Origin of the sequence: Leeia aquatica (genome assembly GCF_012641365.1) — a bacterium.
GTDB lineage: Bacteria > Pseudomonadota > Gammaproteobacteria > Burkholderiales > Leeiaceae > Leeia > Leeia aquatica.
In genome coordinates this window covers 255,457-278,009 of record NZ_JABAIM010000002.1, presented here as the reverse complement: position 1 = coordinate 278,009, position 22,553 = coordinate 255,457, and the positions used below count along the sequence as shown (strand labels likewise).

Annotated in this window: 20 protein-coding genes; 10 read left to right on the top strand and 10 right to left on the bottom strand. The window is 61.0% G+C overall.

Going from position 1 to position 22,553, the window contains the following annotated elements; all coding sequences use genetic code 11:
* Positions 1-39: 39 nt before the first annotated feature.
* The 4 genes from HF682_RS10330 to edd all read right to left on the bottom strand — a co-directional run bounded on the left by HF682_RS10330 (position 40) and on the right by edd (position 3,581).
* Positions 40-729 carry a DUF502 domain-containing protein gene (locus HF682_RS10330; protein WP_205882022.1) on the bottom strand — a complete coding sequence of 230 codons (690 nt, stop codon included), beginning with the start codon at positions 727-729 and terminating at the stop codon, positions 40-42.
* Positions 714-1,010, bottom strand: a complete 297-nt coding sequence (locus HF682_RS10325) for an FmdB family zinc ribbon protein (protein WP_168877212.1) — start codon at positions 1,008-1,010, stop codon at positions 714-716. Before HF682_RS10325 ends, HF682_RS10330 begins: the two co-directional genes overlap by 16 nt.
* A gap of 101 nt (positions 1,011-1,111) precedes the next feature.
* Positions 1,112-1,744 (bottom strand): bifunctional 4-hydroxy-2-oxoglutarate aldolase/2-dehydro-3-deoxy-phosphogluconate aldolase, encoded by a 633-nt coding sequence (locus HF682_RS10320; RefSeq protein ID WP_308418735.1) that lies wholly within the window; start codon positions 1,742-1,744, stop codon positions 1,112-1,114.
* Between the two features lie 31 nt (positions 1,745-1,775).
* Positions 1,776-3,581, bottom strand: a complete 1,806-nt coding sequence (gene edd / locus HF682_RS10315) for a phosphogluconate dehydratase (protein ID WP_168877210.1) — start codon at positions 3,579-3,581, stop codon at positions 1,776-1,778.
* Between the two features lie 270 nt (positions 3,582-3,851).
* Here edd and zwf point away from each other — a divergent pair, with 270 nt between their 5' ends.
* Genes zwf through pgi form a run of 5 tightly spaced genes read left to right on the top strand, consistent with a single transcriptional unit; the run spans position 3,852 to position 9,524 of the window.
* A complete protein-coding gene (zwf, locus tag HF682_RS10310; protein WP_168877209.1) occupies positions 3,852-5,315 on the top strand; it encodes a glucose-6-phosphate dehydrogenase in 1,464 nt (487 codons plus the stop codon).
* 2 nt (positions 5,316-5,317) lie between these two features.
* Positions 5,318-6,007 carry a 6-phosphogluconolactonase gene (gene pgl, locus HF682_RS10305; protein ID WP_168877208.1) on the top strand — a complete coding sequence of 230 codons (690 nt, stop codon included), beginning with the start codon at positions 5,318-5,320 and terminating at the stop codon, positions 6,005-6,007.
* Positions 5,997-7,007 (top strand): glucokinase, encoded by a 1,011-nt coding sequence (locus HF682_RS10300; protein WP_168877207.1) that lies wholly within the window; start codon positions 5,997-5,999, stop codon positions 7,005-7,007. Before pgl ends, HF682_RS10300 begins: the two co-directional genes overlap by 11 nt.
* A 22-nt stretch (positions 7,008-7,029) precedes the next feature.
* Positions 7,030-7,878, top strand: coding sequence for a transcriptional regulator HexR (hexR, locus tag HF682_RS10295; protein ID WP_168877206.1), 849 nt, complete (start codon positions 7,030-7,032; stop codon positions 7,876-7,878).
* A gap of 2 nt (positions 7,879-7,880) precedes the next feature.
* Entirely contained in the window at positions 7,881-9,524 is a 1,644-nt protein-coding gene (gene pgi / locus HF682_RS10290; protein WP_168877205.1) for a glucose-6-phosphate isomerase, read from the top strand.
* Positions 9,525-9,678: 154 nt separating this feature from the next.
* Here the strand turns inward: pgi and HF682_RS10285 are convergent, their stop codons facing one another.
* Both HF682_RS10285 and HF682_RS10280 read right to left on the bottom strand, forming a co-directional pair.
* Positions 9,679-10,119, bottom strand: coding sequence for a hypothetical protein (locus tag HF682_RS10285; RefSeq protein ID WP_168877204.1), 441 nt, complete (start codon positions 10,117-10,119; stop codon positions 9,679-9,681).
* Between the two features lie 33 nt (positions 10,120-10,152).
* Positions 10,153-11,187, bottom strand: coding sequence for a hypothetical protein (locus tag HF682_RS10280; RefSeq protein WP_168877203.1), 1,035 nt, complete (start codon positions 11,185-11,187; stop codon positions 10,153-10,155).
* 214 nt (positions 11,188-11,401) lie between these two features.
* Here HF682_RS10280 and HF682_RS10275 point away from each other — a divergent pair, with 214 nt between their 5' ends.
* Complete coding sequence (locus HF682_RS10275; protein WP_168877202.1) at positions 11,402-11,899, top strand: VOC family protein; 498 nt, start codon at positions 11,402-11,404, stop codon at positions 11,897-11,899.
* Positions 11,900-11,953: 54 nt separating this feature from the next.
* Positions 11,954-12,799, top strand: a complete 846-nt coding sequence (gene queF / locus HF682_RS10270) for an NADPH-dependent 7-cyano-7-deazaguanine reductase QueF (RefSeq protein WP_168877201.1) — start codon at positions 11,954-11,956, stop codon at positions 12,797-12,799.
* 51 nt (positions 12,800-12,850) lie between these two features.
* Here queF and HF682_RS10265 read toward each other — a convergent pair whose 3' ends face one another.
* Both HF682_RS10265 and HF682_RS10260 read right to left on the bottom strand, forming a co-directional pair.
* Complete coding sequence (locus HF682_RS10265; protein WP_168877200.1) at positions 12,851-13,396, bottom strand: YbhB/YbcL family Raf kinase inhibitor-like protein; 546 nt, start codon at positions 13,394-13,396, stop codon at positions 12,851-12,853.
* Between the two features lie 100 nt (positions 13,397-13,496).
* On the bottom strand, positions 13,497-14,354 hold the full coding sequence (locus HF682_RS10260) for a helix-turn-helix transcriptional regulator (protein ID WP_168877199.1): 858 nt from the start codon (positions 14,352-14,354) through the stop codon (positions 13,497-13,499).
* Positions 14,355-14,455: 101 nt separating this feature from the next.
* Between HF682_RS10260 and HF682_RS10255 the strand changes: the two genes are divergently transcribed.
* Positions 14,456-15,565, top strand: coding sequence for a 6-phosphofructokinase (locus tag HF682_RS10255; RefSeq protein WP_205882021.1), 1,110 nt, complete (start codon positions 14,456-14,458; stop codon positions 15,563-15,565).
* On the opposite strand, the gene HF682_RS10250 is transcribed toward HF682_RS10255, so the two are convergent.
* Positions 15,551-17,998: a DUF1631 family protein gene (locus HF682_RS10250; protein ID WP_168877197.1), complete on the bottom strand. Its 2,448-nt coding sequence runs from the start codon at positions 17,996-17,998 to the stop codon at positions 15,551-15,553. The two genes, HF682_RS10255 and HF682_RS10250, sit on opposite strands and share 15 nt — an antisense overlap.
* A gap of 166 nt (positions 17,999-18,164) precedes the next feature.
* Here HF682_RS10250 and HF682_RS10245 point away from each other — a divergent pair, with 166 nt between their 5' ends.
* Both HF682_RS10245 and HF682_RS10240 read left to right on the top strand, forming a co-directional pair.
* The gene (locus HF682_RS10245; protein ID WP_168877196.1) at positions 18,165-19,343 is read left to right on the top strand and encodes an acyl-CoA dehydrogenase; all 1,179 of its coding nucleotides are present in this window, start codon (positions 18,165-18,167) and stop codon (positions 19,341-19,343) included.
* A gap of 84 nt (positions 19,344-19,427) precedes the next feature.
* A complete protein-coding gene (locus tag HF682_RS10240; protein WP_168877195.1) occupies positions 19,428-20,636 on the top strand; it encodes a CaiB/BaiF CoA transferase family protein in 1,209 nt (402 codons plus the stop codon).
* Between the two features lie 97 nt (positions 20,637-20,733).
* Here HF682_RS10240 and HF682_RS10235 read toward each other — a convergent pair whose 3' ends face one another.
* Complete coding sequence (locus HF682_RS10235) at positions 20,734-22,515, bottom strand: DEAD/DEAH box helicase (RefSeq protein WP_168877194.1); 1,782 nt, start codon at positions 22,513-22,515, stop codon at positions 20,734-20,736.
* Positions 22,516-22,553 lie beyond the last annotated feature (38 nt).

The window sequence follows — 22,553 nt, the reverse complement described above, 5'->3', positions numbered from 1 at the left end:
TGTACGATGTCTTGTTGGGCAGTGCCGTCAGGCGGGCGCTTAGCGCTGGCCGGACCGCTCCACCATGTCTTTGGGGGGAACCACCCCCATGGAGATGACGTATTTTAACGCCTCATCGACGCTCATCTCCAATTCCCGTACGTCTTCCACCGGCATCATCAGGAAAAAACCGGAGGTCGGGTTGGGCGTCGTCGGTACATAGACGCCCACCATCTGGCCCGGCAGTAACTCGGCCACTTCGCCGCTGGGTGTGCCCGTCTGAAAGGCAATGGTCCAGCTGCCTTCACGGGGATACTGTACCAGCAAGGCCTTGCGAAAGGCTTGGCCATTGCTGGAGAACAGGGTGTCGGATACCTGCTTGACACTGCTGTAAATGGATTTCACCACCGGAATGCTGTTCAGCATGTGTTCCCACAGCCGCAGCAATTGCCGACCCAGCATATTGCTGACCGTGACACCGGTTAGGATCAGCACCAGCAAGGTGATGATGACCCCTAAGCCCGGTGCGTGAAAGTCCGCAGGGCTGGCCGGTAGCCAGCTGACCGGCACGATGTGTGACAGTAGCTTGTACAGCAGGGTGTTGGGCTGCCAGTCCAGCGGCAGTTTGCTGAACTGGCCGTCCAGCGTCCCCACGACCAGATTGAGCACCCACAGCGTGATGACCAGCGGCACCCAGATCAGCAGGCCGGTCAGCAGGTAGCGCCGCAGGGTGGCTAGTGGCAGGCGCATCCACCACCTCCGCAGGCTGCGCCACTGTCGCTGGCAGCTGCGCTGCTCTCAGATGTGCTGCTACTGGTTGTGGTACTGCTGGCGGTACTGCTGCTGCCACCGCCACGGAAGTCGGTGGCGTACCAGCCGGACCCCTTGAGCTGGAAACCGGCTGCGGTCAGCTGTTTGGCAAAGCTGGCCTTGCCGCACTGGGGGCAATCGGTCAACGGGGCATCGGACATTTTCTGCAGCACATCTTTCTGATGGCCGCAGCTGTCACAGCGGTAGGCATAAATCGGCATGCGGGTTCACCCTGAATCTGGCGAAAGTTGAACACAAACCTGTGATTATACCGGAGTTTTGTGACCTGTGCCGTCTCCCCGTTGCTAAACGAGGAGGGCGTTCAGCCGCGCAGTGCAGCGGCTTCCTGGGCCAGGCGGGTGATCTCGGCCCAGTCGCCTGCAGCCACTGCGGCTTTTGGGGTCAACCAGGAGCCGCCAATACACACCACATTCGGCAGACGCAGAAAATCCGGTGCGGTTTGCAGCGAGATGCCGCCGGTCGGGCAGAAACGCAGCTCGGGGAAGGGGCCGCGAATGGCGTCCAGCACCTTGACACCGCCAGCCGGAACCGCCGGGAAGAATTTTTGTACGGTAAAGCCCGCCTCCAGTGCTACCAGTGCTTCGCTCGGGGTCATCACGCCGGGCAGGAAGGGCAGGCCGCTGGCCTGGATGGCTTGCAGCAGGCGCGGGCTGCTGCCGGGGCTGACGCCAAAGGCCGCACCGGCAGCGATGGCGGCATCCAGCTGTTGCGGGGTGGTAATGGTGCCTGCGCCCAGGATGGCTTCGGGTACTTCGGCCTTGATCGTGCGGATGGCATCCAGTGCCGCAGGGGTGCGCAAGGTGACTTCCAGCGTGCGGATGCCACCGGCTACCAGCGCGCGCGCCAGCGGCACGGCAGTCGCCACGTCATCCACCACGATGACGGGCATCACGGTGGTGGCGGCAATAATCTGGTCGAGGGTCATGTTGTCGATTCCTTGTGTCGGTGCAGCGATCTGCTGCGCCTTAATCCGAAAAGGCAAAGGTCATGGCGCCGGATTCGGCGTCGCTGGCGTGCTGGCGCATACCGGTAAACAGCTCGCGACCAAAGCCATACGTGGTGTCGGTGTGGGGCGTGGGCACGTCGCGCTGCGCCCACTCGGCGGCATCCACTTCCGCATGTACGGTGCCTGCTTCAGCGTCCAGTACGATCATGTCGCCGTCTCTCACCTTGCCCAGTGGGCCACCGCTGAGGACTTCCGGCGTCATGTGGATGGCGGCAGGCACCTTGCCGCTGGCGCCGGACATGCGGCCATCGGTCACCAGGGCGACTTTGAAACCACGTTCCTGCAGCACGGCCAGGGTCGGGGTCAGCTTGTGCAGCTCGGGCATGCCATTGGCACGGGGGCCCTGGAAGCGGATGACGGCGATAAAGTCACGCTCCAGCTCGCCGCGTTTGAAGGCGGCCAGCAAGGCGTCCTGATGGTCAAACAGGATGGCCGGTGCGCGCACCACGCGATGTTCTGCGGCGACCGCCGAGACCTTGATCACGGCACGGCCCAGGTTGCCACTGAGCAGGCGCAGGCCACCATCGGCGCTGAACGGGCTGCTAGCTGGGGCCAGCACGCAGGCGTCACCGCTTGCGAGCGGGGCATCACGCCAGGCGAGCTGGCCGTTGTCGAGCCACGGTTCGCGGGTGTAATCGCGCAGGCTGTTGCCTACCACCGTCTGCACCTGCTCGTGCAGCAAGCCTGCATCCAGCAATTCTCGGATCAGAAAGGCCATGCCGCCTGCAGCGTGGAAGTGGTTCACGTCGGCCTTGCCGTTCGGATACACGCGGGCCAGCAGGGGCACCACGGCGGAAAGATCGTTAAAGTCGTCCCAGTTGATCTGGATGCCAGCGGCACGCGCCATGGCTACCAGGTGGATGGTGTGATTGGTCGAGCCACCCGTGGCGAGCAGGCCGACCAGGCCATTCACGATACTGCGCTCGTCGATGACATCCGCCAGGGTGTGCCCGGCTTCACTCAGTGCCACGGCACGCTGGGCGGCTGCGCGGGTCAGCGCATCGCGCAGCGGGGTGTTCGGGCTGACGAATGCGGCACCCGGCAAATGTAGGCCCATGATTTCCATCAGCATCTGGTTGCTGTTGGCGGTGCCATAGAAGGTACAGGTACCTGCACCGTGGTAGGACGCCATTTCGGATTCCAGCAGCGCGTCGCGGTCTACCTTGCCTTCAGCATACAGCTGACGGATACGGGCTTTCTCGGAATTGCTGATGCCGCTGGCCATCGGGCCTGCCGGGACGAAGACGGCGGGCAGGTGGGCAAAGCGCAGGGCGCCGATCAGCAGGCCCGGCACAATCTTGTCGCATACCCCCAGATACAGCCCGGCGTCAAAGGTCTGGTGCGACAGGGCAATCGCCGTGCTCATGGCAATCACGTCGCGGCTGAACAAAGACAGCTCCATGCCCGGCTGGCCTTGGGTGACGCCGTCGCACATGGCGGGGGTGGCACCGGCAACTTGTGCCGTTGCGCCGACTTCACGTGCAGCCTGGCGCACTAACTCCGGGTAGTGCTCATAGGGCTGGTGGGCGGACAGCATGTCATTGTAAGAGGTGACGATGCCAAGGTTCGGGCGGCGAGCCGCTTTCAGCACCAGTTTGTCGTTGGCGGGCATCGCTGCGTAGGCGTGCGCGACATTGGTGCAGGAAATGCTGCTGCGGGTGGTGTTGCTGAGGCGAGCAGCCTGCATGCGCTGCAGCCAAGCTGCTCGTGTAGTTTTACTACGCTCAATAATGCGATCGGTGACACGTTGCAGAGTGGCGTGCATGGTTTGGGTAGTTCACTTACGTGTAAGATTGCTACATTTAAGCCCACGCATTCATGAAAGTCAAGCGCGTTCTGATCGGTGGAAAAGCCATGCAGGACAAGGTTTTGCGCTGCGCAATGCACATGGCTGGACAGCGCAAAATTATGTAAGTAGTATTGCTACACGAATCGACAGTGCCAAACGGCTTGCCGGGTGTGGCAATGGCGGCAGGGCGGTGGCCACTCAGGCGGCTTCCCGCAGCGGGCCTGAATCAGAGTAAAGGATACCGTAGTGACCCTCACCCAATCCTTCAACATGGTGTTGTTTGGCGGCACCGGCGACCTGGTGCTGCGCAAACTGTTGCCTGCACTCTATCAGTGTCACCGTGCCGGTCAGCTGGCGGCGGGTGGTCGCATCTTCTGCCTCGGCCGTCGTGACTACAGCCAGGCACAGTACCTGCAGCAGGCCGAAGAAAAGGCGCGCCAGTTCGTGCCGTCTGCAGACTGGTCCGACGAGGTGTGGGCTAGCTATGCCAGCCGCCTGGAATATGTGAAGGTGGATGCCGAGCAGGCTGCAGATTACGCCGGGCTTAAGGCCGTGCTGGATGCACGGGCGGCGGAAGTCACCGTCTACTATCTGTCGACCAGTCCGGAGCTGTTTACCGGTATTTGCCAGAACTTGGCCGCGCAAGACATGAATGGCCCGCACACCCGGGTGGTGCTGGAAAAGCCATTGGGGCATGACCTGCAGTCCAGCAATGACATCAATCAGGCGGTTGGTCAGTATTTCCAGGAACGGCAGATTTACCGGATCGACCACTATCTGGGCAAGGAATCGGTACAAAACCTGATGGCGCTGCGCTTTGGCAATGCGCTGTTCGACCCGCTGTGGCGCCGTGAGTGGATTCGCGACGTACAGATCACCATCGCTGAAGAAGTCGGGATCGAGAAACGCGGCGGGTTTTACGACCATACCGGTGCGCTGCGTGACATGGTGCAGAACCACCTGTTGCAGCTGCTGTGCTTTGTAGCGATGGAGCCTCCGCATAGCCTGGATTCAGACGCCATCCGTGACGAGAAGCTGAAAGTATTGCGCGCCTTGGTGCCCTACAGCCCGGAAGAGGTCAGCACCCGTACGGTGCGCGGCCAGTACCGCGCAGGCGCGTCGCGCGGTCAGCCAGCGGTCGGCTACTTGCAGGAAGAGGGGGTGCCAGCGGACAGCCGGACGGAAACCTTTGTCGCCTTGCGTTGCGAAGTGGCCAACTGGCGCTGGGCCGGGGTGCCATTTTTCCTGCGCACCGGCAAGCGCATGGCCGACCGTCTGGCCGAAATCGTCATCAATTTCCGCGACGTGCCGCACCAGATTTTTCCGACCAGCATGGGCATGTCTACCCCGAACAAGCTGGTGATCCGCCTGCAGCCGGATGAGCACATGAAGCTGTATTTCTTGGCCAAGGTGCCGGGTGATGCCATGCGCTTGCAGCAGGTGTCGCTGGATCTGGACTTTGGCGAGCAATTCGCCGCTCGCCGTGCCGAGGCGTATGAGCGTCTGCTGCTGGATGCCATTCGTGGCAATCTGGCGCTGTTTGTGCGTCAGGATGAGCTGGAGCAGGCCTGGCGCTGGGTCGAGCCGATCATGACCGCCTGGGAGCAGGACGGTAATCCGCCCAAGCCGTATACCGCGGGCACTTGGGGTCCAGCGGCATCGTCCGCCCTGCTGTCGCGGGATGGTCTCGCCTGGCACGAGGAGGTGTGAGCATGCTGCAGCAACATGCCTTCTCCGATGGCCAGCAATTGGCGCTGGCGCTGGCCAGCGAACTGGCGGCAACCCTGCGCAACGCGCTGGACGTGCAGCAGGAAGTGGTGTTGGCGGTGTCGGGCGGTAAATCGCCTGTGCCGGTATTTGAAGCGCTGCGCGAGGTGGAGCTGGATTGGTCGCGGGTGATCGTCACTCTGGTGGATGAGCGCTGGGTCTCGACCAGTGACCCGGCCAGCAATGAGGCACTGGTTCGTCAGCATCTGTTGCAAGGCCGTGCTGCTGTGGCGCGCTTTGTACCGATGTTTACCGGACAGAGCAGCGCCCGTCAGGCCGAGCCCTTGCTGAATGCGACGTTTGCCGCCTTGCCGCGCCCGTTTGCGGCCGTGGTGCTGGGCATGGGGGATGATGGGCATACCGCTTCGCTGTTCCCGGCCAGCCCGCAGCTGGATGCGGGCCTGGCAGCTGATGCACCGGCCTGTCTGGCACAGGTCGGCGCGGCGGCACCGACGGAACGCATGAGCCTGACCCTGCCGGCCATTCTGGCGGCACGCAAGGTGTTCCTGCAGTTTGCCGGTGCCAGCAAGCATGCGGTATTTGCCGAGGCGCTGCGCGGTGCCGACCGGCGCTGGCCGGTCAGCTATGTGCTGGCACAGTCCGCCACCCCGGTTGAGGTGTTCCATGCACCTTGAGCAGCCTTGGCTGATTGCCGACATTGGCGGCACCAATGCCCGCTTTGCCTTGTATCGCCCGGCATCCGGCTTTGCCTCACCGCAGGTCTTGCCGACGAGTGAGCATGCCACCCTGCAGGCAGCTGCAGCACACTACCTGCAGCAGCTGGGCCTGACCGAGCCAGCCGTACGGCCGCGGTATGCGGCATTTGGCATTGCCAATCCGATTACCGGTGATTGGGTGCAGATGACCAATCACAGCTGGCAGTTTTCCATTAGCGAGCTGCAGTCCGCGCTGGGGCTGGGCAAGCTGTTGATGCTGAACGATTTTTCCGCGCTGGCGCTGGCGTTGCCCCATCTGCAAGCGGCTGAGCTGCAGCAGGTAGGCGGCGGCGTACCCGTACCGCATGAGGCGATGGCCTTGATCGGCCCGGGTACCGGCCTGGGCGTGTCAGGCTTGCTGCCGGATGGTCATGGCGGCTGGCTGGCCCTGGCGGGAGAGGGTGGACATGTCACACTGGCACCGTTTGATGCGGTCGAACGTGCGGTGGTGGACTACGTACAAGCTCGCCACCCGCATGTGTCGGCCGAGCGTCTGCTGTGTGGCGGCGGGGCTGGACAGGATATGGGCCTGCCGCTGCTGCATGAGGCCGTGTGTGCCGTGCAGGCGATACCGCAGCAAGCACGTACCGCTGCAGAAATCACCCGGCTGGGTGTGGTAGGTGAGGACGCTGCCTGCCGCCTGACGGTGGACCTTTTCTGCGCGATGCTGGGCACCATGGCTGCGAATCTGGTGCTCAGCTTGGGCGCGCGGGGGGGCTGCTTTATCGGCGGCGGCATCGTGCCGCGCTTGGGCAGTTACTTTGCACAGTCACCTTTCCGTCGTCGCTTTGAGGAGAAGGGGCGTTGTTCGGCGTACCTGCAGCAGGTGCCGACTTATGTCATCCACGCGGAATACCCGGCCTTTACGGGCGCGGCGGCCGCACTGGCGCAATGGCTGCAGACACATCGTCAGACCTGAGGCGCACAGGAAGGAAGCAAGCATGCTCAACAAAATTCGTCACCAGCTGGATACCCTGCCCAAAGCGGAGCGCCTGGTCGCCGAGCAGGTGCTGACGCAGCCACGCTGGGCGGTGGAAGCACCTGTGGCCGAGATTGCCCGGCTGGCACGGGTGAGCCAGCCTACGGTGATCCGCTTCTGTCGCAGCCTGGGTTGTGATGGTTTGTCGGACTTCAAGCGCCGGCTGGCTAACAGTCTGGCCTCTGGGGTGCCCTTTGTGCACAGCAGTGTGGTGATGGGCGATTCTGTCTCAGACCTCGGTGCCAAGGTGTTCGATAACACCATTTCGGCTTTGCTCAAGTGCCGGAATGACCTCTCTGCCGTCGCGCTACAGCAGGCCATCGAGCTGCTGGCGAGTGCGCGGCGCATTGAATTTTATGGCCAAGGCAACTCCGGCATCATTGCGCAGGATGGTCAGCACAAATTCTTCCGCTACGGCATTCCGGCGGTGGCGTACTCCGACCCGCATGTGCACCGCATGGCGGCTGCGGTGCTGGACCCCGGTGATGTGGTGGTGGCGATTTCGGCCAGTGGCCGCTCGGCAGACATCCTGCATTCCGTGCAGATGGCGCAATCAGTCGGCGCCAATGTGATTGCCATTACGCCCAGCGGTACCCCGCTGGCACGCGCAGCAACGGTGACGCTGGCGGCGGATGCGCAAGAGGATGTTGAAATCTACGCCCCCATGCTGTCGCGCATTGTGCAGCTGGTGATTATCGACGTGCTGTCGGTCGGGGTGGCGCTCAAGCGGGGTAGCGATGCGGTTACCCATCTGGAAAAAGTCAAAAAGAGCCTGCGCGAAAAGCGCGTCAAGAACGGAGAAGAGGTCTGATCATGTCCGCACTGACGGAAACCCCGGCCTGGCAAGCGCTGAGCCAGCACTACCGTGACAGCAATGCCCTGCATATGCGCGACCTGTTTCGCGAGGACGACCAGCGCTTTGATGCCTTCTCCTTGCAGGTAGGCGGGCTGCTGCTGGATTATTCCAAGAACCGCATTACCAGCGACACCATGCGCCTGCTGGTGGAGCTGGCTGAAGCACGCGGCATGAACGAGCGCATTGCCGCCATGTTTGATGGCGACAAGATCAACTTCACCGAAAAGCGGGCGGTGCTGCATGTGGCACTGCGTAACCGTACCAACAGCCCGATCCTGGTGGATGGCGAGAACATCATGCCCAAGGTCAATGCCGTGCTGGACCGCATGTGTGCGTTTGCGCACAGCGTACGCAGTGGCGACTGGCTGGGCTACACCGGGCAACCGATTACCGACGTGGTGTCGATCGGTATCGGTGGCTCCGATCTTGGCCCGCAGATGGTGTATGAGGCGCTCAAGCCCTATGCCCACCCGCGCATGCACATGCACTTCGTCTCCAATGTGGATGGTAGCCAGATTGCCGAAACCTTGAAGGATGTGCACCCGGCCACCACGCTGTTCGTGATTGAATCCAAGACCTTTACCACCCAGGAAACCCTGACCAATGCGCGTACCGCGCGGGAGTGGTTTCTGGCGGCAGCCAAGGATGAGAAGGCCATCGCCAAGCACTTTGTGGCGGTGTCGACCAACCGGCAGAAGGTGATTGATTTCGGGATCGACCCGACCAATATGTTCGAGTTCTGGGACTGGGTCGGCGGACGTTTCTCGGTGTGGTCGTCCATTGGTCTGCCGATTGTGCTGGCGTTAGGGCGCGATCATTTTTACGAGCTGCTTAACGGCGCACACTTGATGGACCAGCATTTCCGCAATGCGCCGCTGGAAAAGAACATGCCGGTGCTGCTGGGTTTGCTCGGTATCTGGTACATGAATTTTTACGGCGGCGGTTCGCATGTGATTGCGCCGTATGACCAGTATCTGCACCGCTTTCCAGCTTATATCCAGCAGCTGGACATGGAATCGAACGGCAAGCAGGTCAATACCCAAGGTGAGCGGGTGGACCATGAAACGGCCCCGATCATTTGGGGGGAAACCGGGATTAATGGTCAGCATGCCTTTTACCAGCTGCTGCATCAGGGGACGCACATTTCCCCGATCGACCTGATCTGCTCCATTGATGGCCGCCACTCCATGCCGGGGCACCACGATATTTTGCTCTCCAATGTGTTTGCCCAGGCACAGGCCTTTATGCTGGGCAAGACGGCCGATGAGGTGCGTGCCGAGTTGTCGGCGCAAGGCCTGAAAGGCGAGGAGCTGGAGGCGATGATCCCGCATCGGGTGTTCGACGGTAATCGGCCCACCAACACCATCCTGATGAAAACCCTGGATGCCCGTAATCTGGGGGCCTTGATTGCACTCTACGAGCACAAGATTTTCGTGCAGGGCACCATCTGGGGCATCAACTCTTTTGACCAGTGGGGGGTGGAACTGGGCAAGCAACTGGCCAAAAAGATCCATGCCCAGCTGGTGGAGGGCAGTGACGTGTCGGAACATGACTGTTCGACGCGTAAATTGATCGAATACTACCGGCGGCATGCCCGGTAAGATGGATGTCGCAGGCCCGCTGGCCTGCGTGTGGTTGCAGGAGGGCTGGCGCTATCCCTTGCCAGCGCTTCCTGGTTTCGGGGGAGGGTATTGTCCCGAGGGCGAATGGTGCGATGGGGGAGCGCCATTCGCCGTTTTTTTTACCTGCTGAAATCTACTGAGGCTGGCTCATGGGCTCGAAAGTGCTCAGCGTGTAGCCATTCCGGCCGCGCAGGATCATCTGCGGACCCTGACATTCATAGCCCCGCTCTTCAAAACTGTGGCTGACTTCCATTTGCTGGAGATCAGCACGTGGTGCGCCATTGTGATACCACAAGGTGGCATCATAGCCAGCCTTGTCTTTGCCAAAAACCTGTACGCCTTTGCTCTCCAGGCTGATTTGGCGCGTACGCCCTTCGGGCAAGGTTTGCAGTGCAGACACACGCTGCTGGTCTGCCAGATACTGCGTTTTCAGTGCTTCAACACAAGCATTAAAGCTGGGGTAGGACTGCTTGCTTTCCGGGATGGGCAGAGAGCCACTTGCCTGACAGAGTATCGGCAGTGCCAGCATCACACCGGCCAGTGGATGAGTGTGGCGACGGATCAGGGTCAACATGTGGGGCATCCTTTTTATGCAGCAGGGGTTGGCTTACTGTGGACCGCGATACTGAGCGGCGCAATCATTGCCCTCGGTTCGAACATCTACAACGCGGTAGCCCGGTTTGTTGCCACCTTGCATCAGTTCGAATGTAACGTTGCAGGTCCAGATACCGCCATTCTGGGCAACAACCTGGCCGGTACGGGTGTTGACGGTCTCTGAGCGATTGTCCAGGTGGCTGCTGAACGCCAGGTAGCGTGTGTTGCCAGATTGATAACTTCTGGCAGGGGCGCCCCAGGCACGAAGCAGACGCTGTTCGTTCTCGCCTTGCCAGCGCAGGAAGCTGGGATGGGAGAGGGACTGCTTGGCGCGTTGCTGCAGGTAACTTTGAAATGCTGCTTCCTGCTCCAGAGTCTGGGCTTGCTGGTTGTATTGTTTGCTGGTGGATTGCAATTGAGCGATGGCCTGGTCTTGCCGTTTTTTCTTCTCGGCGGCGGTCAGGCTGGACGTGCTGGCCGGGCGTTGACCATCTTTCCAGAAGCCTTTCCAGGCGAGGTCTGACAGTGCTGGAGGGCCTTGCAGGCGACCGACAAAGGCATAGCCTAGTGCGATCAGCTCTTTGCTCATGATCTGGCCGTCTTTGCCTGACATGACAATGCTCTTCCACTGATCGCTTTTGCATGCGAAGTCATAGCCTCGCTGCATGGGGAGTGTATTGACGGGTGTCCATGCGGCTTGTGGGGTGACGACTTGCTCCACCTCTTCATCGCGGCGCATGTGATTGGTTCGTACCGTCCGGTACTGCTTGTCGCGGCAACGATAGTGCACCTCAAACGTGCTGCCGTCATGTTGGGCCGCACTCTCATTAATGGTGGTCAGGTACATGCGCATGGTCTTTGCGGCGGCCTCGCGCTCTGCAGTAACCAACTCATCAATGGGAGTGGCATCTGAGAGCGAGTTGATGTCCGCAAAAAAAAGCTGTCGAGCGGGTTTGCTACCTTGGGCAAAGATCAGCAAATAGTCTTCCGCCATGGAAGGGAGAGAGAGTGATGTCATCAGTCCAGCCCACACCAGTCTTCTTCGCATGCCTGACACTCCGGATTTGATTTTGCACGGACTATGACAACGTCAGAGAGTGAGGGCAAGGGAAAGTTCATTCACATGCATAGGGTGGGTGGGGCTTGGTGTTGAAAAATTTGACTATGTCAAAATAATTGAATTTTCAATTGTAACTTGTTCGATTTCTTCGTCTAATAAGTCACGCTATAGTGCGGTCATGACATCATCTTTTGAGGAAAGAATGGCTATCAAGCGAATGAATCATGCCGTACTATACGTGCGGGATGCTGAAAAAAGTGCCGACTTTTACAAGCAGGTTCTCGGTTTTTCTGAGGTGTTTGGCCGTCCTGGGGCTCGCTTTCTGCGCGCGCCCGCTTCTGCCAATGACCATGATCTTGGATTGTTCAGTATTGGTGAACAAGCATCGGCAAGCTCCGCCGGTCGTGGCACGGTAGGCCTGTACCATCTGGCCTGGGAAGTGAGTACGCTGGGTGAGCTGCAACAGGTTGCAGATCGTTTGCAGCAGGCGGGGGCATTGTATGGCGCTACCGACCATGTTACTACCAAGAGCGTTTACGCCCGCGATCTGGACGGGATTGAGTTTGAGGTGATGTGGATGGTGCCGCCTTCGCAGTTGCGGGAAGAGGAGCGGGATGGCCGTGTGATGATGGCGCGGCTTGACCTCGCGGCCAATATCCAGCGATTTGGTGCCGACCTGCAGGGTGGTCCGGAAACCTGAGCTGGGCGTGCTCGGGTACAATGCTGAAGTCTCAGATCGAACAGGTTGTTGACCATGCATGAAGCTGTCCCCGAGCACTCGCCACTGGGTAAAGCGGTAACTTACCGCGACCAGTATGCCCCCGAGCTGCTGTTCCCTATCCCAAGACTCGGCAAACGCCAGGAAATCGGCATCGAAGGACGGCTGCCTTTCATGGGGGCTGATCTGTGGACGGCCTACGAGCTCTCCTGGCTCAATCGCAAGGGCAAGCCGCAGGTGGCACTGGCGACCATCGTCATACCTGCGGATTCTCCCAATCTGATCGAATCCAAGTCGTTCAAGCTGTATTTGAACAGCTATAACCAGACGCAGCTTTCCGGTTCAGATGAACTGCAAACCCGCTTGGTGCAGGATCTGTCTGCAGCGGCAGGCGCCAGCGTGTCGGTGCGTTTGCACTTGCCGGACACCTTTACGACCCAGCGCATGCACGAGCAGCAGGGTATTTTGCTCGATACGCTGGACATTGAGGTGGACCACTATCAGCCCGATCCGCAGCTGCTGCAGCTGGATGAGCAAGCCGAAACGGGTGCCGCTCCGGTTGAGGAAACCCTCGTGTCCCATCTGCTGAAGTCCAACTGCTTGGTGACCGGTCAGCCAGACTGGGGCAGCGTGCAGATCCACTACGTTGGTCCGCAGATCAATCATGAGAGTGTGCTGCGCTACTTGATTGGTTTCCGCCAGCACAATGAATTTCACGAACAATGCGTCGAACGCATCTTCATGGACATCAGCCGCCAGTGCCACTCACTGAAGCTGACCGTCTACGCCCGCTACACCCGCCGCGGTGGCCTCGACATCAACCCCTTCCGCACCAATGTCCCGCAAGCCTTGCCGGACAATGTGCGGACAGCAAGACAATAAAAAAGCCCACCGAAAGGTGGGTTTTTTTCATGCTGAGCCAAGCGAGTCAGTCTACCTGCTGTAATGCATGGTAAAACTGGCTTTGCTGATCTGGTTGGCATTGATCATGTAGCCGACCAGTGCGCCGGATGCGCTGACGGGCAGGTCCAGTTTGGGTACTTTCAGGGCGTGCACGGTGAAGATGTAGCGGTGCGGTTTGTCACCCACAGGTGGGCAGGCGCCGAAGAAGCCGGGGTAACCGACATCGGTGCGAGTCTCTACGGTACCCGCGGGGAGCTTGTGTTCAGCGCTGGCATTGCTGGGCAGGCTGCGAGTATTGGCGGGAAGGTTGAAGGCCAGCCAGTGCCACCAGCCGCTGCCGGTAGGCGCATCCGGGTCATAGACGGTGATGGCATAGCTCTGGGTGCCCGCTGGCGGGTTGTCCCACTGCAGGGCGGGCTGGATGTTGCCGCCATGGCAGCCGAAGTCGTTGGCCACTTGTGCCATGGGCAGGGTAGTACCCGCTTGCAAGTCGGGGCTGCTCAGGCTGAAGTCGGCGGCGAGCGCGAGGTTACCCAGCAAGGCACTCAAAGTGGTCAGCAGGAAATGGGTTCGCATGGGGTATTTCTCCGTGTGGTTGAACAGTGCAGCGACAGTATGTCGTGCTCACATACCGCACGCGCGCCGCTACCGGGCAGCCATGCGCCCGAATCGGGTATCAAGGGTGAATTTGTGAGGGAGGCAGGCCGAAGCGCTGACGGAAGCGAGCGGCAAAGCGCGAGGGTGAGGCGTAACCGCAGCGCTGACTGACTTCGCCTACGGGCAGGTGCTGACCTTGCAGCAGCGAAAGACCGTGACTGAGACGCACGTCTTCCAGCAGCTGTCGAAAGGAGGTACCTTGCCGTCGCAAATGGCGGCGCAGGGTAGAGGGATCGATCTGCAACTGTTCTGCCAGATCGTCCGCGCGCCATTCACGGGCTGGATCGCTGCTCAGCCAGTGTCGCAGGCGACTGCCGAGGTCCGGCTCTGCATGCCACAGCAGATTGCTTCCCCCCTGCAGCAGGCTGTGCAGCAGCAGCTCCAGCAGCAGGTGGGTATGTAACAGACTGCCGGAACCGTCCAGCTGCTCCAGCAGCGACAAGGCAATCCTCTCCAGCGGTTGGCGCTGGTGCAGGCGTTGTAGCAGTGGAGCGGGGGCGGACTGAGGGGCGGACCACTCTGGATAGGCACGCTGGAAACGTTCCAGTAGCGCGGGCTTGAAGGCCACCGCCAGCGCCAGGTAGGGCGCGCCAGCAGGCGGGAGGTTGGTGATGTCCAGCGCGCAGCCTGCACGCATGGCGATTGCATGCTGCGGGGTGTAGAGCGTTTGCTCGCCTTCAGGGTAAAGCAGCTTGGTGCCCTGCAGAACCAGGATCAGGGCAGGGTCATGGGTGGGAACGCGCTGGATGTGCTGCAGGCGGCGGCTGGTGATTAGTAACAGGTCTGCATCTTGTCCCAGTGCGATGGGGCGACCTTGCAGGTGCGTCTGGGCATGTCTGATCAATGCCTGCAGCGGTGTGAATTCAGGGAATGTCATGATGCACCTAGCCTAGCACAGCCCTGCAGGCGCTGACACCATGCAGCGGGCCTGCTACCCTCAAGGGTAAACCATTGCCGAGAATCATCATGCCAAGCCACATGCATCCCCGTATTGGAATCCTGACTGGCGGCGGCGACTGCCCCGGATTGAACGCCGTCATCCGTGCGGTAACGCTGACGGCTCGCAGGCAGTATGGCGCGACCGTGCTGGGCATCGAGGATGGCTTTGAGGGTTTGATCGAGGGGCGCGGCAGCGAGCTGACGGAGGAGCGTGTCGCAGGTATTTTGCAAGATGGCGGCACCATCCTCGGCTCGTCCAACAAAGGGGACCCCTGGCGTTATCCGGTGGTGGGGCAGGATGGCAAAACGGACTGGCAGGATTGCTCCGGGCGCTTGCTGGCGCAGGTGCAGCACTGGCAGCTGGATGGTGTGGTGGTAGTCGGTGGTGATGGCACCATGCAGATGGCGGATCGTCTGCAGCGGCTGGGGGTGGAGGTTGTCGGCGTACCCAAGACCATTGACAACGATTTGCTGGCCACGGACCAGACCTTTGGTTTTGATACCGCAACGGCCGTGGTGAGCGAGGCGCTGGACCGGTTGACCACCACAGCCTCCTCGCACCACCGGGTGATGGTGCTGGAGGTGATGGGCCGTACCGCGGGCTGGATTGCGCTGATGGGCGGGGTGGCCGGTGGTGCTGACGTGATCCTGCTGCCCGAGATCCCGTTCCAGTGGCAAGCCGTGTTTGACAAGGTCAAGGCGCGTGCAGCCATGGGCATGCGCTATAGCATTATCTGCGTGGCAGAAGGTGCACAACTTCCCACCGGCGGCGAAGTGGTGCAGCGCATGGATCGCCGCCGTACCGATCCCAAGCGGCTGGGAGGGATTGGGGCCGTGGTAGCGGAGCATATAGAGGCGGGAACCGGGCTGGAGGCACGGGTCACGGTGCTGGGGCATTTACAGCGCGGTGGATCCCCGACCGCGTTTGACCGCATCCTGGCGACCCGGCTGGGCAGCCATGCCGCAGATTGCATCTGCCGTGGGGAATCTGGTGTTCTGGTGGCGTATCACCAGATGGGGACCTGCACGGTACCCTTGTCCGCGACGCTTGCCGGGCGGCGCAATGTCCCGGCAGACCATGATCTGATCCAGGCCGCCCGTGCGCTGGGAACCTGCTTTGGTGATGAGGCAGGCTCAGGCTGCGCGTGAGCGGTCCACCTTGTCGGCGTTTTCCAGCAGCAATGTGACGGCACGCTCGAACAGCGGGCGATCTTCCAGAAAGCGTGCCCGTCCGATGCGGATCAGTTGCAGGAACAGCTTGACCGTCATCACCGACGGGGTGGGGTGGTCACCAATGCGGATCACCATCCGCGGCTCGTCGGGGTCAACCCAGCTCAATACCGCCCGCTGTGGGCGGCCATCCAGATTAACCTCCACCGCAACCCCAATCCGTAAACGTTCCAGCGCGCTTTGCTCGGTGGCCTTGTCGAACTGTACGCTGGGCTCGCTGCCATACAGGTATTCGTTGACGATGGATCGCACGGCGTCATGCTGACTATCCAGCACCTCAATGCTGGCATTCACCTGACTCAGTTCCTCATTACGAACCAAGGGGTGAGGCTCCGCCGCATCGCTGTGGGGAGCCGCATCCGGCGCATTGTCATGAATGAAGGCGTGAAAGCGCTGCTCAAAGGCGGTCAGGGTCAAGCCAGGCAACTGGAGCGGGTTTGCCTGCAAGGCCTGGCGATGCAGGCCGGAAAAGTTCCGCATCAGTTGATCGGTTTCCGCTGCCGGTTGCCCGATGAACTGCATGCCACTGCGCAGGGTATTGACCAGGGCCGGGAGCGCGCGGGTCAATTGGCGGCGGTCCTCTTCCGTCAGCTTGGGCTCGGCACTCCACAGCAGGCGGGGCACACAGGCCCTAAACACCTGGCTTTGCAACAGGTCGGATTGCTCGGCACGCTCAATCACCCGCGCCCAGGTATCGCTTAGAAAGCCCCACAGCAAAGGCGAGATTTGCAGTTCCCCGATAGCATCGGTCAACTGCAACACAATCTGCCCAAGCCGGGCACTGCGTTTGTCGGCGGTTGCCAGTGCCTGCAGGGTTTGATGTACAGGCTCATCCTGGCTGTTCAGCACATGACTGATGAAGCTTTCCAGCTGATCGAGCATGCGGGTAAACCGCTCAGTGCCGGGGGCATCGTCTTGCAGCAGGGTTTCGACGATATGGCTGATTTCCTGGGTGACCCGCTCGCCGCTGGGGTCGATTTGCTGCAGCCCCAGAGAAATGCTGCCGATGCGGTTCACCAGCTGGCGCGCCGGGTGCTGCTTCTGGGTGAGCAAGGTGGGATCGGTCAGCGCTTGCTTCAGCACCAGAAACTGCATGCGACCCAGCTGGGTGCGGACGTCGGTAGGCACCTTGCCGTCACGCAGGATCAGCTCGAACAGCATGGACACCAGATCAATCACCATCAGCTCTTGCGGATGACTGGTCAGGCTGCCCAGGTAGCTGCGGTTCTCCAGAATCAGGTTGCGCAGCTGGCCGTGTGCATCCCGCATGTGCTGGCTATCCGGCGTGGCGGCTTGCTGCAGGGTGCTGATGGATTGCACCAGGCTGGATTCCAGCTCAGTGGCTACCAGCGGGGGGTGGGGGGTGGCGTCACCCGCGCTGATGCTGTCCTCTCCCTGAAACAAGCCCCGCAGCATGGCGCCAACCTGCTGTGGGCCAATCAGCCAGCTTCCCCAACCCTCCTGTTCGCTGGAGGGCGCACTGCCCTGCATGCCGACAGACTGCTGGGCAGATTGGAGCATTTCTCCGGTGGGCATCGCAGAGGAGGGCACGCCTGTGGGGCGAGGCATGCTGCGGCGCTGAACCATTTGCATCAGCATTGCTTCGGGTGAGGGCGTGTTGCTGCTGGGCGAGGTCAGCTGATCAGGCCCTTGCGGGGTATCCGGCATGGGCGGTGCTGCAGGGGTGGGGCGCGGTGCGCGCTCCGGACGTTGCACCACCTGCAAGGGCAGTTCCGCCGGTACCCCCTGCTCTGCCAAGGATTGGTTGGTGGCCTGGTAAATCTGGGCGGCAGATGGGTACAAGCTCAGCGCCAGCTGATCAATCAGAACATCACTTATATCGCGTGACCACGCCATGCGCTCCACACCATTGGCCAATCCCTTGGCCAGCAGGTAGGGCCGAAACGGGTTTTCCCGTTCGATCGCATGGGTTTGCCCGAACAGCACGGTGATGCGGATGGTCAGATCCGAGAGTTGTTCTCCCGCGTGCTCTCTGAGCTGGCGGCAGATGCCATCCAGGCGCATTTCAGATTCAACCGCTTGCATGCTCACCAAAGACAGACTCTGGTTGAGGCGGTCGGCATAGCTGGGGCGATAACTGCTGAAAGCGGTCTGCAAGCTGCGCTCCAGCAGGGGCTGCAAAGCCAGTACGATGGCATCTTGCAAGGCATCAGATTCATTGCTGAGCACCGTGCGGCTATCCAGCAATAGACCTTGCAATTGCATGGACGTGGCGTGCTCGGCACGTTCAAACAGACGGTCCTTTGCGGCCTCGAGCATGGCGGGCAACAGGGTGGTGCACGTTTGCAGAAAGGCGCTGGAGGCGGCGTTCAGGCAGTCTTGACGAGTCATGGTGTTATCCTAGCCTGAAACAGCAGGACTTGCGAGCAGACCACTTTGACTGGGCTGTAAAAACTGCAAGGTTGAAAATTGCAGCCTGCCCGGTTTTACGGTAGTATTTTCGCATTGCAGAATATTATTCCGCCAAGCGGAACTAATAAACCACAGGAGACCCACGATGAGCCGCTTCAACTTTCAATGGGATGATGCCCTGCAGCTGACCCAGCAACTGACCGAAGACGAGCGCATGGTGCGTGATGCCGCACACAGCTACTGTCAGGAACAGTTGATGCCGCGCGTGCTGGAAGCCAACCGCCATGAGCAGTTCGATCGCAGCATCATGAGCGAGATGGGTGAGCTGGGTTTCCTGGGCGCGACCATTCCGGAGCAATACGGTGGTGCCGGGCTGGGCCATGTGGCCTATGGTCTGATCGCACGTGAAGTGGAGCGGGTGGATTCTGGCTATCGTTCTGCCATGAGCGTACAAAGCTCGCTGGTGATGTACCCGATCTACGCCTACGGTAGCGAAGCGCAGCGCATGAAGTACCTGCCCAAGCTGGCCAGTGGCGAATGGGTAGGCTGCTTTGGCCTGACCGAACCCAATCACGGCTCCGACCCCGGCAGTATGATCACCCGTGCCCGCAAGGTTGATGGTGGCTATATGCTGTCCGGCAGTAAAATGTGGATTACCAACTCGCCGATCGCCGATGTCTTTGTGGTGTGGGGCAAGGATGATGCGGGCGAGATTCGCGGCTTCATTCTGGAAAAGGGCATGAAGGGCCTGCACGCACCGAAGATCGAAGGCAAGTTTTCCCTGCGTGCATCGATCACCGGCGAAATCGTGATGGACGAAGTGTTTGTGCCGGATGCGCAATTGCTGCCCAATGTGAAAGGCCTCAAGGGGCCGTTTGGCTGCCTGAACAAGGCGCGCTACGGCATTGCCTGGGGCGCCATGGGCGCAGCAGAGTTCTGCTGGCATGCTGCCCGTCAGTACACGCTGGACCGCAAGCAGTTCAACCGCCCGCTGGCCGCCAACCAGCTGGTGCAACTGAAGCTGGCCAATATGCAGACCGAGATCACGCTGGGCTTGCAGGCTGCCCTGCGCGTCGGCCGCCTGCTGGACGAAGAGCAATGGGCGCCGGAAATGATCTCGCTGATCAAACGCAATAACTGCGGCAAGGCGCTGGAGATTGCCCGTGTCTCGCGTGACATGCACGGTGGCAACGGCATCGCGGACGAGTTTCACGTCATTCGCCATGTGATGAACCTGGAGGCGGTCAATACCTATGAAGGCACCCACGACATCCATGCGCTGATCCTGGGACGTGCACAGACCGGCATCCAGGCTTTCAGTTAAGCACCTCCTTGTTTCGGGTGTGCTGGCGGCTTCCCCTCGTCCCGCTGCGGGCACCCCCCCCCACCTCTCTGGCAGGAACAACCCATGAGTGCCTTGTCTTCCATTCGCGTGCTGGATCTCTCCCGGGTGCTGGCCGGACCGTGGTGCAGTCAGAATCTGGCTGATCTGGGGGCGCAGGTCATCAAGGTGGAGCGACCCGGCCAGGGCGATGATACCCGCGGCTGGGGGCCCCCCTTCCTCAAGGATCGCGACGGGCAGGATACCCGTGAGGCCGCTTACTACCTGTGTGCCAACCGTGGCAAGCAGTCCATCACGGTGGATTTCACCCAGCCCGAAGGGCAGGCGCTGTTGCACGAGCTGGTCAAGCACTGTGATGTGGTGCTGGAGAACTTCAAGGTCGGCGGCTTACGCAAGTACCAGCTGGACTACGACAGCCTGAAAGCGATCAAACCCGACCTGGTGTACTGCTCCATCACCGGTTTTGGTCAGACCGGGCCCTATGCCGACCGGGCCGGTTATGACTTCATGGTACAAGGGTTGGGGGGGCTGATGAGCATCACCGGCGCCCCGGATGGCGAGCCACAGAAGGTTGGGGTGGCAGTTGCCGATCTGTTTACCGGCATGTATGCCACCACGGCCATCCTCGCCGCCCTGTTCCATCGGCAGCAAAGCGGGCAGGGGCAGCATATCGACATCGCCTTGCTGGATTGCCAGCTGGCGATGCTGGCCAACGTCAACATGAACCATCTGATCGGTGGGGTGACACCGCCACGACAAGGCAATGCGCACGCCAATATCGTGCCCTATCAGGTGTTTGCTACGGCGGATGGCCACGTGATTGTGGCGGTGGGCAATGACAGCCAGTTCGCGCGCTATGCGGCCTTGTGCGGTCACCCGGAATGGGCGGCGGACGAACGCTTTGCCACCAATCGGGCGCGGGTGCAGCATCGGCAGGTGCTGGTACCGATGATCGCCGAGGTGATGCGTACCCGCACGCGCGATGAATGGATTGCGCTGCTGGATGCAGAGACCATTCCCTGCGGTCCGATCAATACCATCCCGCAGGCGTTTGCCGATCCGCAGATCCAGCATCGCGGCATGCGGGTGGACATCCCCCACCCTGTGGCGGGCAGTGTGCCGCAAGTGGCCAGCCCAATGCGCTTCTCGGCCACGCCAATCCAGTATGAGACGCCACCGCCCTTGCTGGGACAGCATACGGCGGCAGTCTTGCAATCGCTGTTGGGGAAATCGGATGAGGCCTTGGCGCAATTGCAGGCGCGTGGGGTGATCTGATACGGGGTCGACCTGCTTGACCCCATGAAAAAACCGCCAGCGGTCATCCCGGCTGGCGGTTTTTGCATGGGCGGCAAGGCGCTAATGGCTCACCGGCTTAACCACCACGACGCGAGTTGTTGCCTCGATTACGGTTGCCATTACCATTGCCATTGCCGCCGCCACCTTGGCGCTGGCGGGTCTGGCCTTGGCCTTGGCCTTGCTGCTGCGGGCGGCCTTGCTGACGGTCGCCCCGGTTGCCGGGCTTGCCGCTACCCTGGGTGCTACCGCCGCGAGGCTGGGTGGGGCGGGTCTGGGTGCTGGCCCAGCCATCACTGTTGAAGTGGTGCCCGGTCAGTTCACGATAGCCATCAATCTCGCGGTTATCCGGCATGATGCGGTTACCATTGACGGCTTCATCCAAGTCCTCCAGACGCTGCGGGTTGCCCAGCAGGGAGGCTTGCTGTCGTGGCTTGCGGGTGTTCCGATTCTGTTGTTGCGAAGGCTGACCGCGACCTTGAGCTTGCTGTGGCCTACCCTGTCCTTTTGCCGGGCCTTCCTGTGGCTTGCGGGGCGGGCGTGGCTCACCCACCGCCTGCTGCTGGCGATCGCCACCTTCTGCAGCAGGCTTGCGCGGCGCACGTGCTTGAGGCGCACCCTCGCTGGCGGGCTTGCGCCCCTGTCTGGGCTGGCCTTCACCTTGCGGGCGGGCCTGACGGCCTCGCTGTTGCGGCGGCGGGTCTGCCGGGCGATTCGGGTCAGGCTCGAAGCCTTCCACCTGCACCCGCTCGATGTCACGCTTGGTCAGTCGTTCAATATCGCGCAGCAGCTTCTGCTCATCCGGGCAGACCAGCGAGATGGCTTCGCCGGTTGCACCGGCACGGCCAGTACGGCCAATGCGGTGCACATAGTCTTCCGATACATTGGGCAGCTCGTAATTGACCACATGCGGCAACTGGTCGATGTCCAGACCGCGTGCGGCAATATCGGTAGCCACCAGCACCTGCAGCTCGCCGGATTTGAATTCGGCCAGCGCACGGGTGCGTGCATTCTGGCTCTTGTTGCCATGAATGGCGAGCGCGGTGATGCCGGCCTTGGCCAGCTTTTCAGCCAGTGCGTTGGCGCCATGCTTGGTGCGGGTAAAGACCAGTACCTGGAACCAGTTGTGATCCTGAATCAGCTTGATCAGCAGGTCACGCTTGCGCTCCTTGTCGACGGGATACACCTTCTGGGTGACCAGATCAATCGGGGCGTTGCGGCGGGCCACTTCCACTTCTGCCGGGTCTTTCAGCAAACCATGCGCCAGCTCACGGATCTCATCGGAGAAGGTGGCGGAGAACAGCAGGTTTTGCCGCTCGGCAGGCAGCAGGGCCAGAATTTTTCGGATGTCACGGATGAAACCCATGTCCAGCATGCGGTCTGCTTCGTCCAGCACCAGGATCTCAACGCCACTCAGGTCCAGTGTGCCTTGTGACACGTGGTCCAGCAGGCGGCCGGGTGTCGCCACCAGAATGTCGACCCGGCTTTTCAGCGCCTTGATCTGCGGGTTGATGCTGACCCCGCCAAACATCACCATCGAGGCCAGCTTCAGGTATTTGCCATAGGTGCGAACGCTTTCCTCCACCTGCGCGGCCAGCTCACGCGTCGGTGTCAGAATCAGCGCCCGTACCGGCGGGCGACCACTGGAAGGGCCTGGTTTGGTGCGGTTGCTTAGCCGGTGCAGGATGGGCAGGGTAAAGCCGGCAGTTTTACCGGTGCCGGTTTGTGCCCCAGCCAACAGATCACGGCCAGACAGTACCACTGGGATGGCCTGTGCCTGAATGGGCGTGGGGTCGGTGTAACCTTGTTCGGCAATGGAACGCAGAATCTCCTCGGAGAGGCCGAGTTCAGTAAACAGCATGGATGGACTCCGGGCAGCTACCCAGGCACGCAGGGCGT

Bases quoted from the DNA above. Each gene is read 5' to 3' on its own strand.
- HF682_RS10330 (WP_205882022.1), bottom strand. From the start codon at position 729: ATGCGCCTGCCACTAGCCACCCTGCGGCGCTACCTGCTGACCGGCCTG.
- HF682_RS10325 (WP_168877212.1), bottom strand. From the start codon at position 1,010: ATGCCGATTTATGCCTACCGCTGTGACAGCTGCGGCCATCAGAAAGAT.
- edd (WP_168877210.1), bottom strand. From the start codon at position 3,581: ATGCACGCCACTCTGCAACGTGTCACCGATCGCATTATTGAGCGTAGT.
- pgl (WP_168877208.1), top strand. From the start codon at position 5,318: ATGCTGCAGCAACATGCCTTCTCCGATGGCCAGCAATTGGCGCTGGCG.
- HF682_RS10300 (WP_168877207.1), top strand. From the start codon at position 5,997: ATGCACCTTGAGCAGCCTTGGCTGATTGCCGACATTGGCGGCACCAAT.
- hexR (WP_168877206.1), top strand. From the start codon at position 7,030: ATGCTCAACAAAATTCGTCACCAGCTGGATACCCTGCCCAAAGCGGAG.
- pgi (WP_168877205.1), top strand. From the start codon at position 7,881: ATGTCCGCACTGACGGAAACCCCGGCCTGGCAAGCGCTGAGCCAGCAC.
- HF682_RS10285 (WP_168877204.1), bottom strand. From the start codon at position 10,119: ATGTTGACCCTGATCCGTCGCCACACTCATCCACTGGCCGGTGTGATG.
- HF682_RS10280 (WP_168877203.1), bottom strand. From the start codon at position 11,187: ATGCGAAGAAGACTGGTGTGGGCTGGACTGATGACATCACTCTCTCTC.
- HF682_RS10275 (WP_168877202.1), top strand. From the start codon at position 11,402: ATGGCTATCAAGCGAATGAATCATGCCGTACTATACGTGCGGGATGCT.
- queF (WP_168877201.1), top strand. From the start codon at position 11,954: ATGCATGAAGCTGTCCCCGAGCACTCGCCACTGGGTAAAGCGGTAACT.
- HF682_RS10265 (WP_168877200.1), bottom strand. From the start codon at position 13,396: ATGCGAACCCATTTCCTGCTGACCACTTTGAGTGCCTTGCTGGGTAAC.
- HF682_RS10260 (WP_168877199.1), bottom strand. From the start codon at position 14,354: ATGACATTCCCTGAATTCACACCGCTGCAGGCATTGATCAGACATGCC.
- HF682_RS10255 (WP_205882021.1), top strand. From the start codon at position 14,456: ATGCATCCCCGTATTGGAATCCTGACTGGCGGCGGCGACTGCCCCGGA.
- HF682_RS10250 (WP_168877197.1), bottom strand. From the start codon at position 17,998: ATGACTCGTCAAGACTGCCTGAACGCCGCCTCCAGCGCCTTTCTGCAA.
- HF682_RS10245 (WP_168877196.1), top strand. From the start codon at position 18,165: ATGAGCCGCTTCAACTTTCAATGGGATGATGCCCTGCAGCTGACCCAG.
- HF682_RS10240 (WP_168877195.1), top strand. From the start codon at position 19,428: ATGAGTGCCTTGTCTTCCATTCGCGTGCTGGATCTCTCCCGGGTGCTG.
- HF682_RS10235 (WP_168877194.1), bottom strand. From the start codon at position 22,515: ATGCTGTTTACTGAACTCGGCCTCTCCGAGGAGATTCTGCGTTCCATT.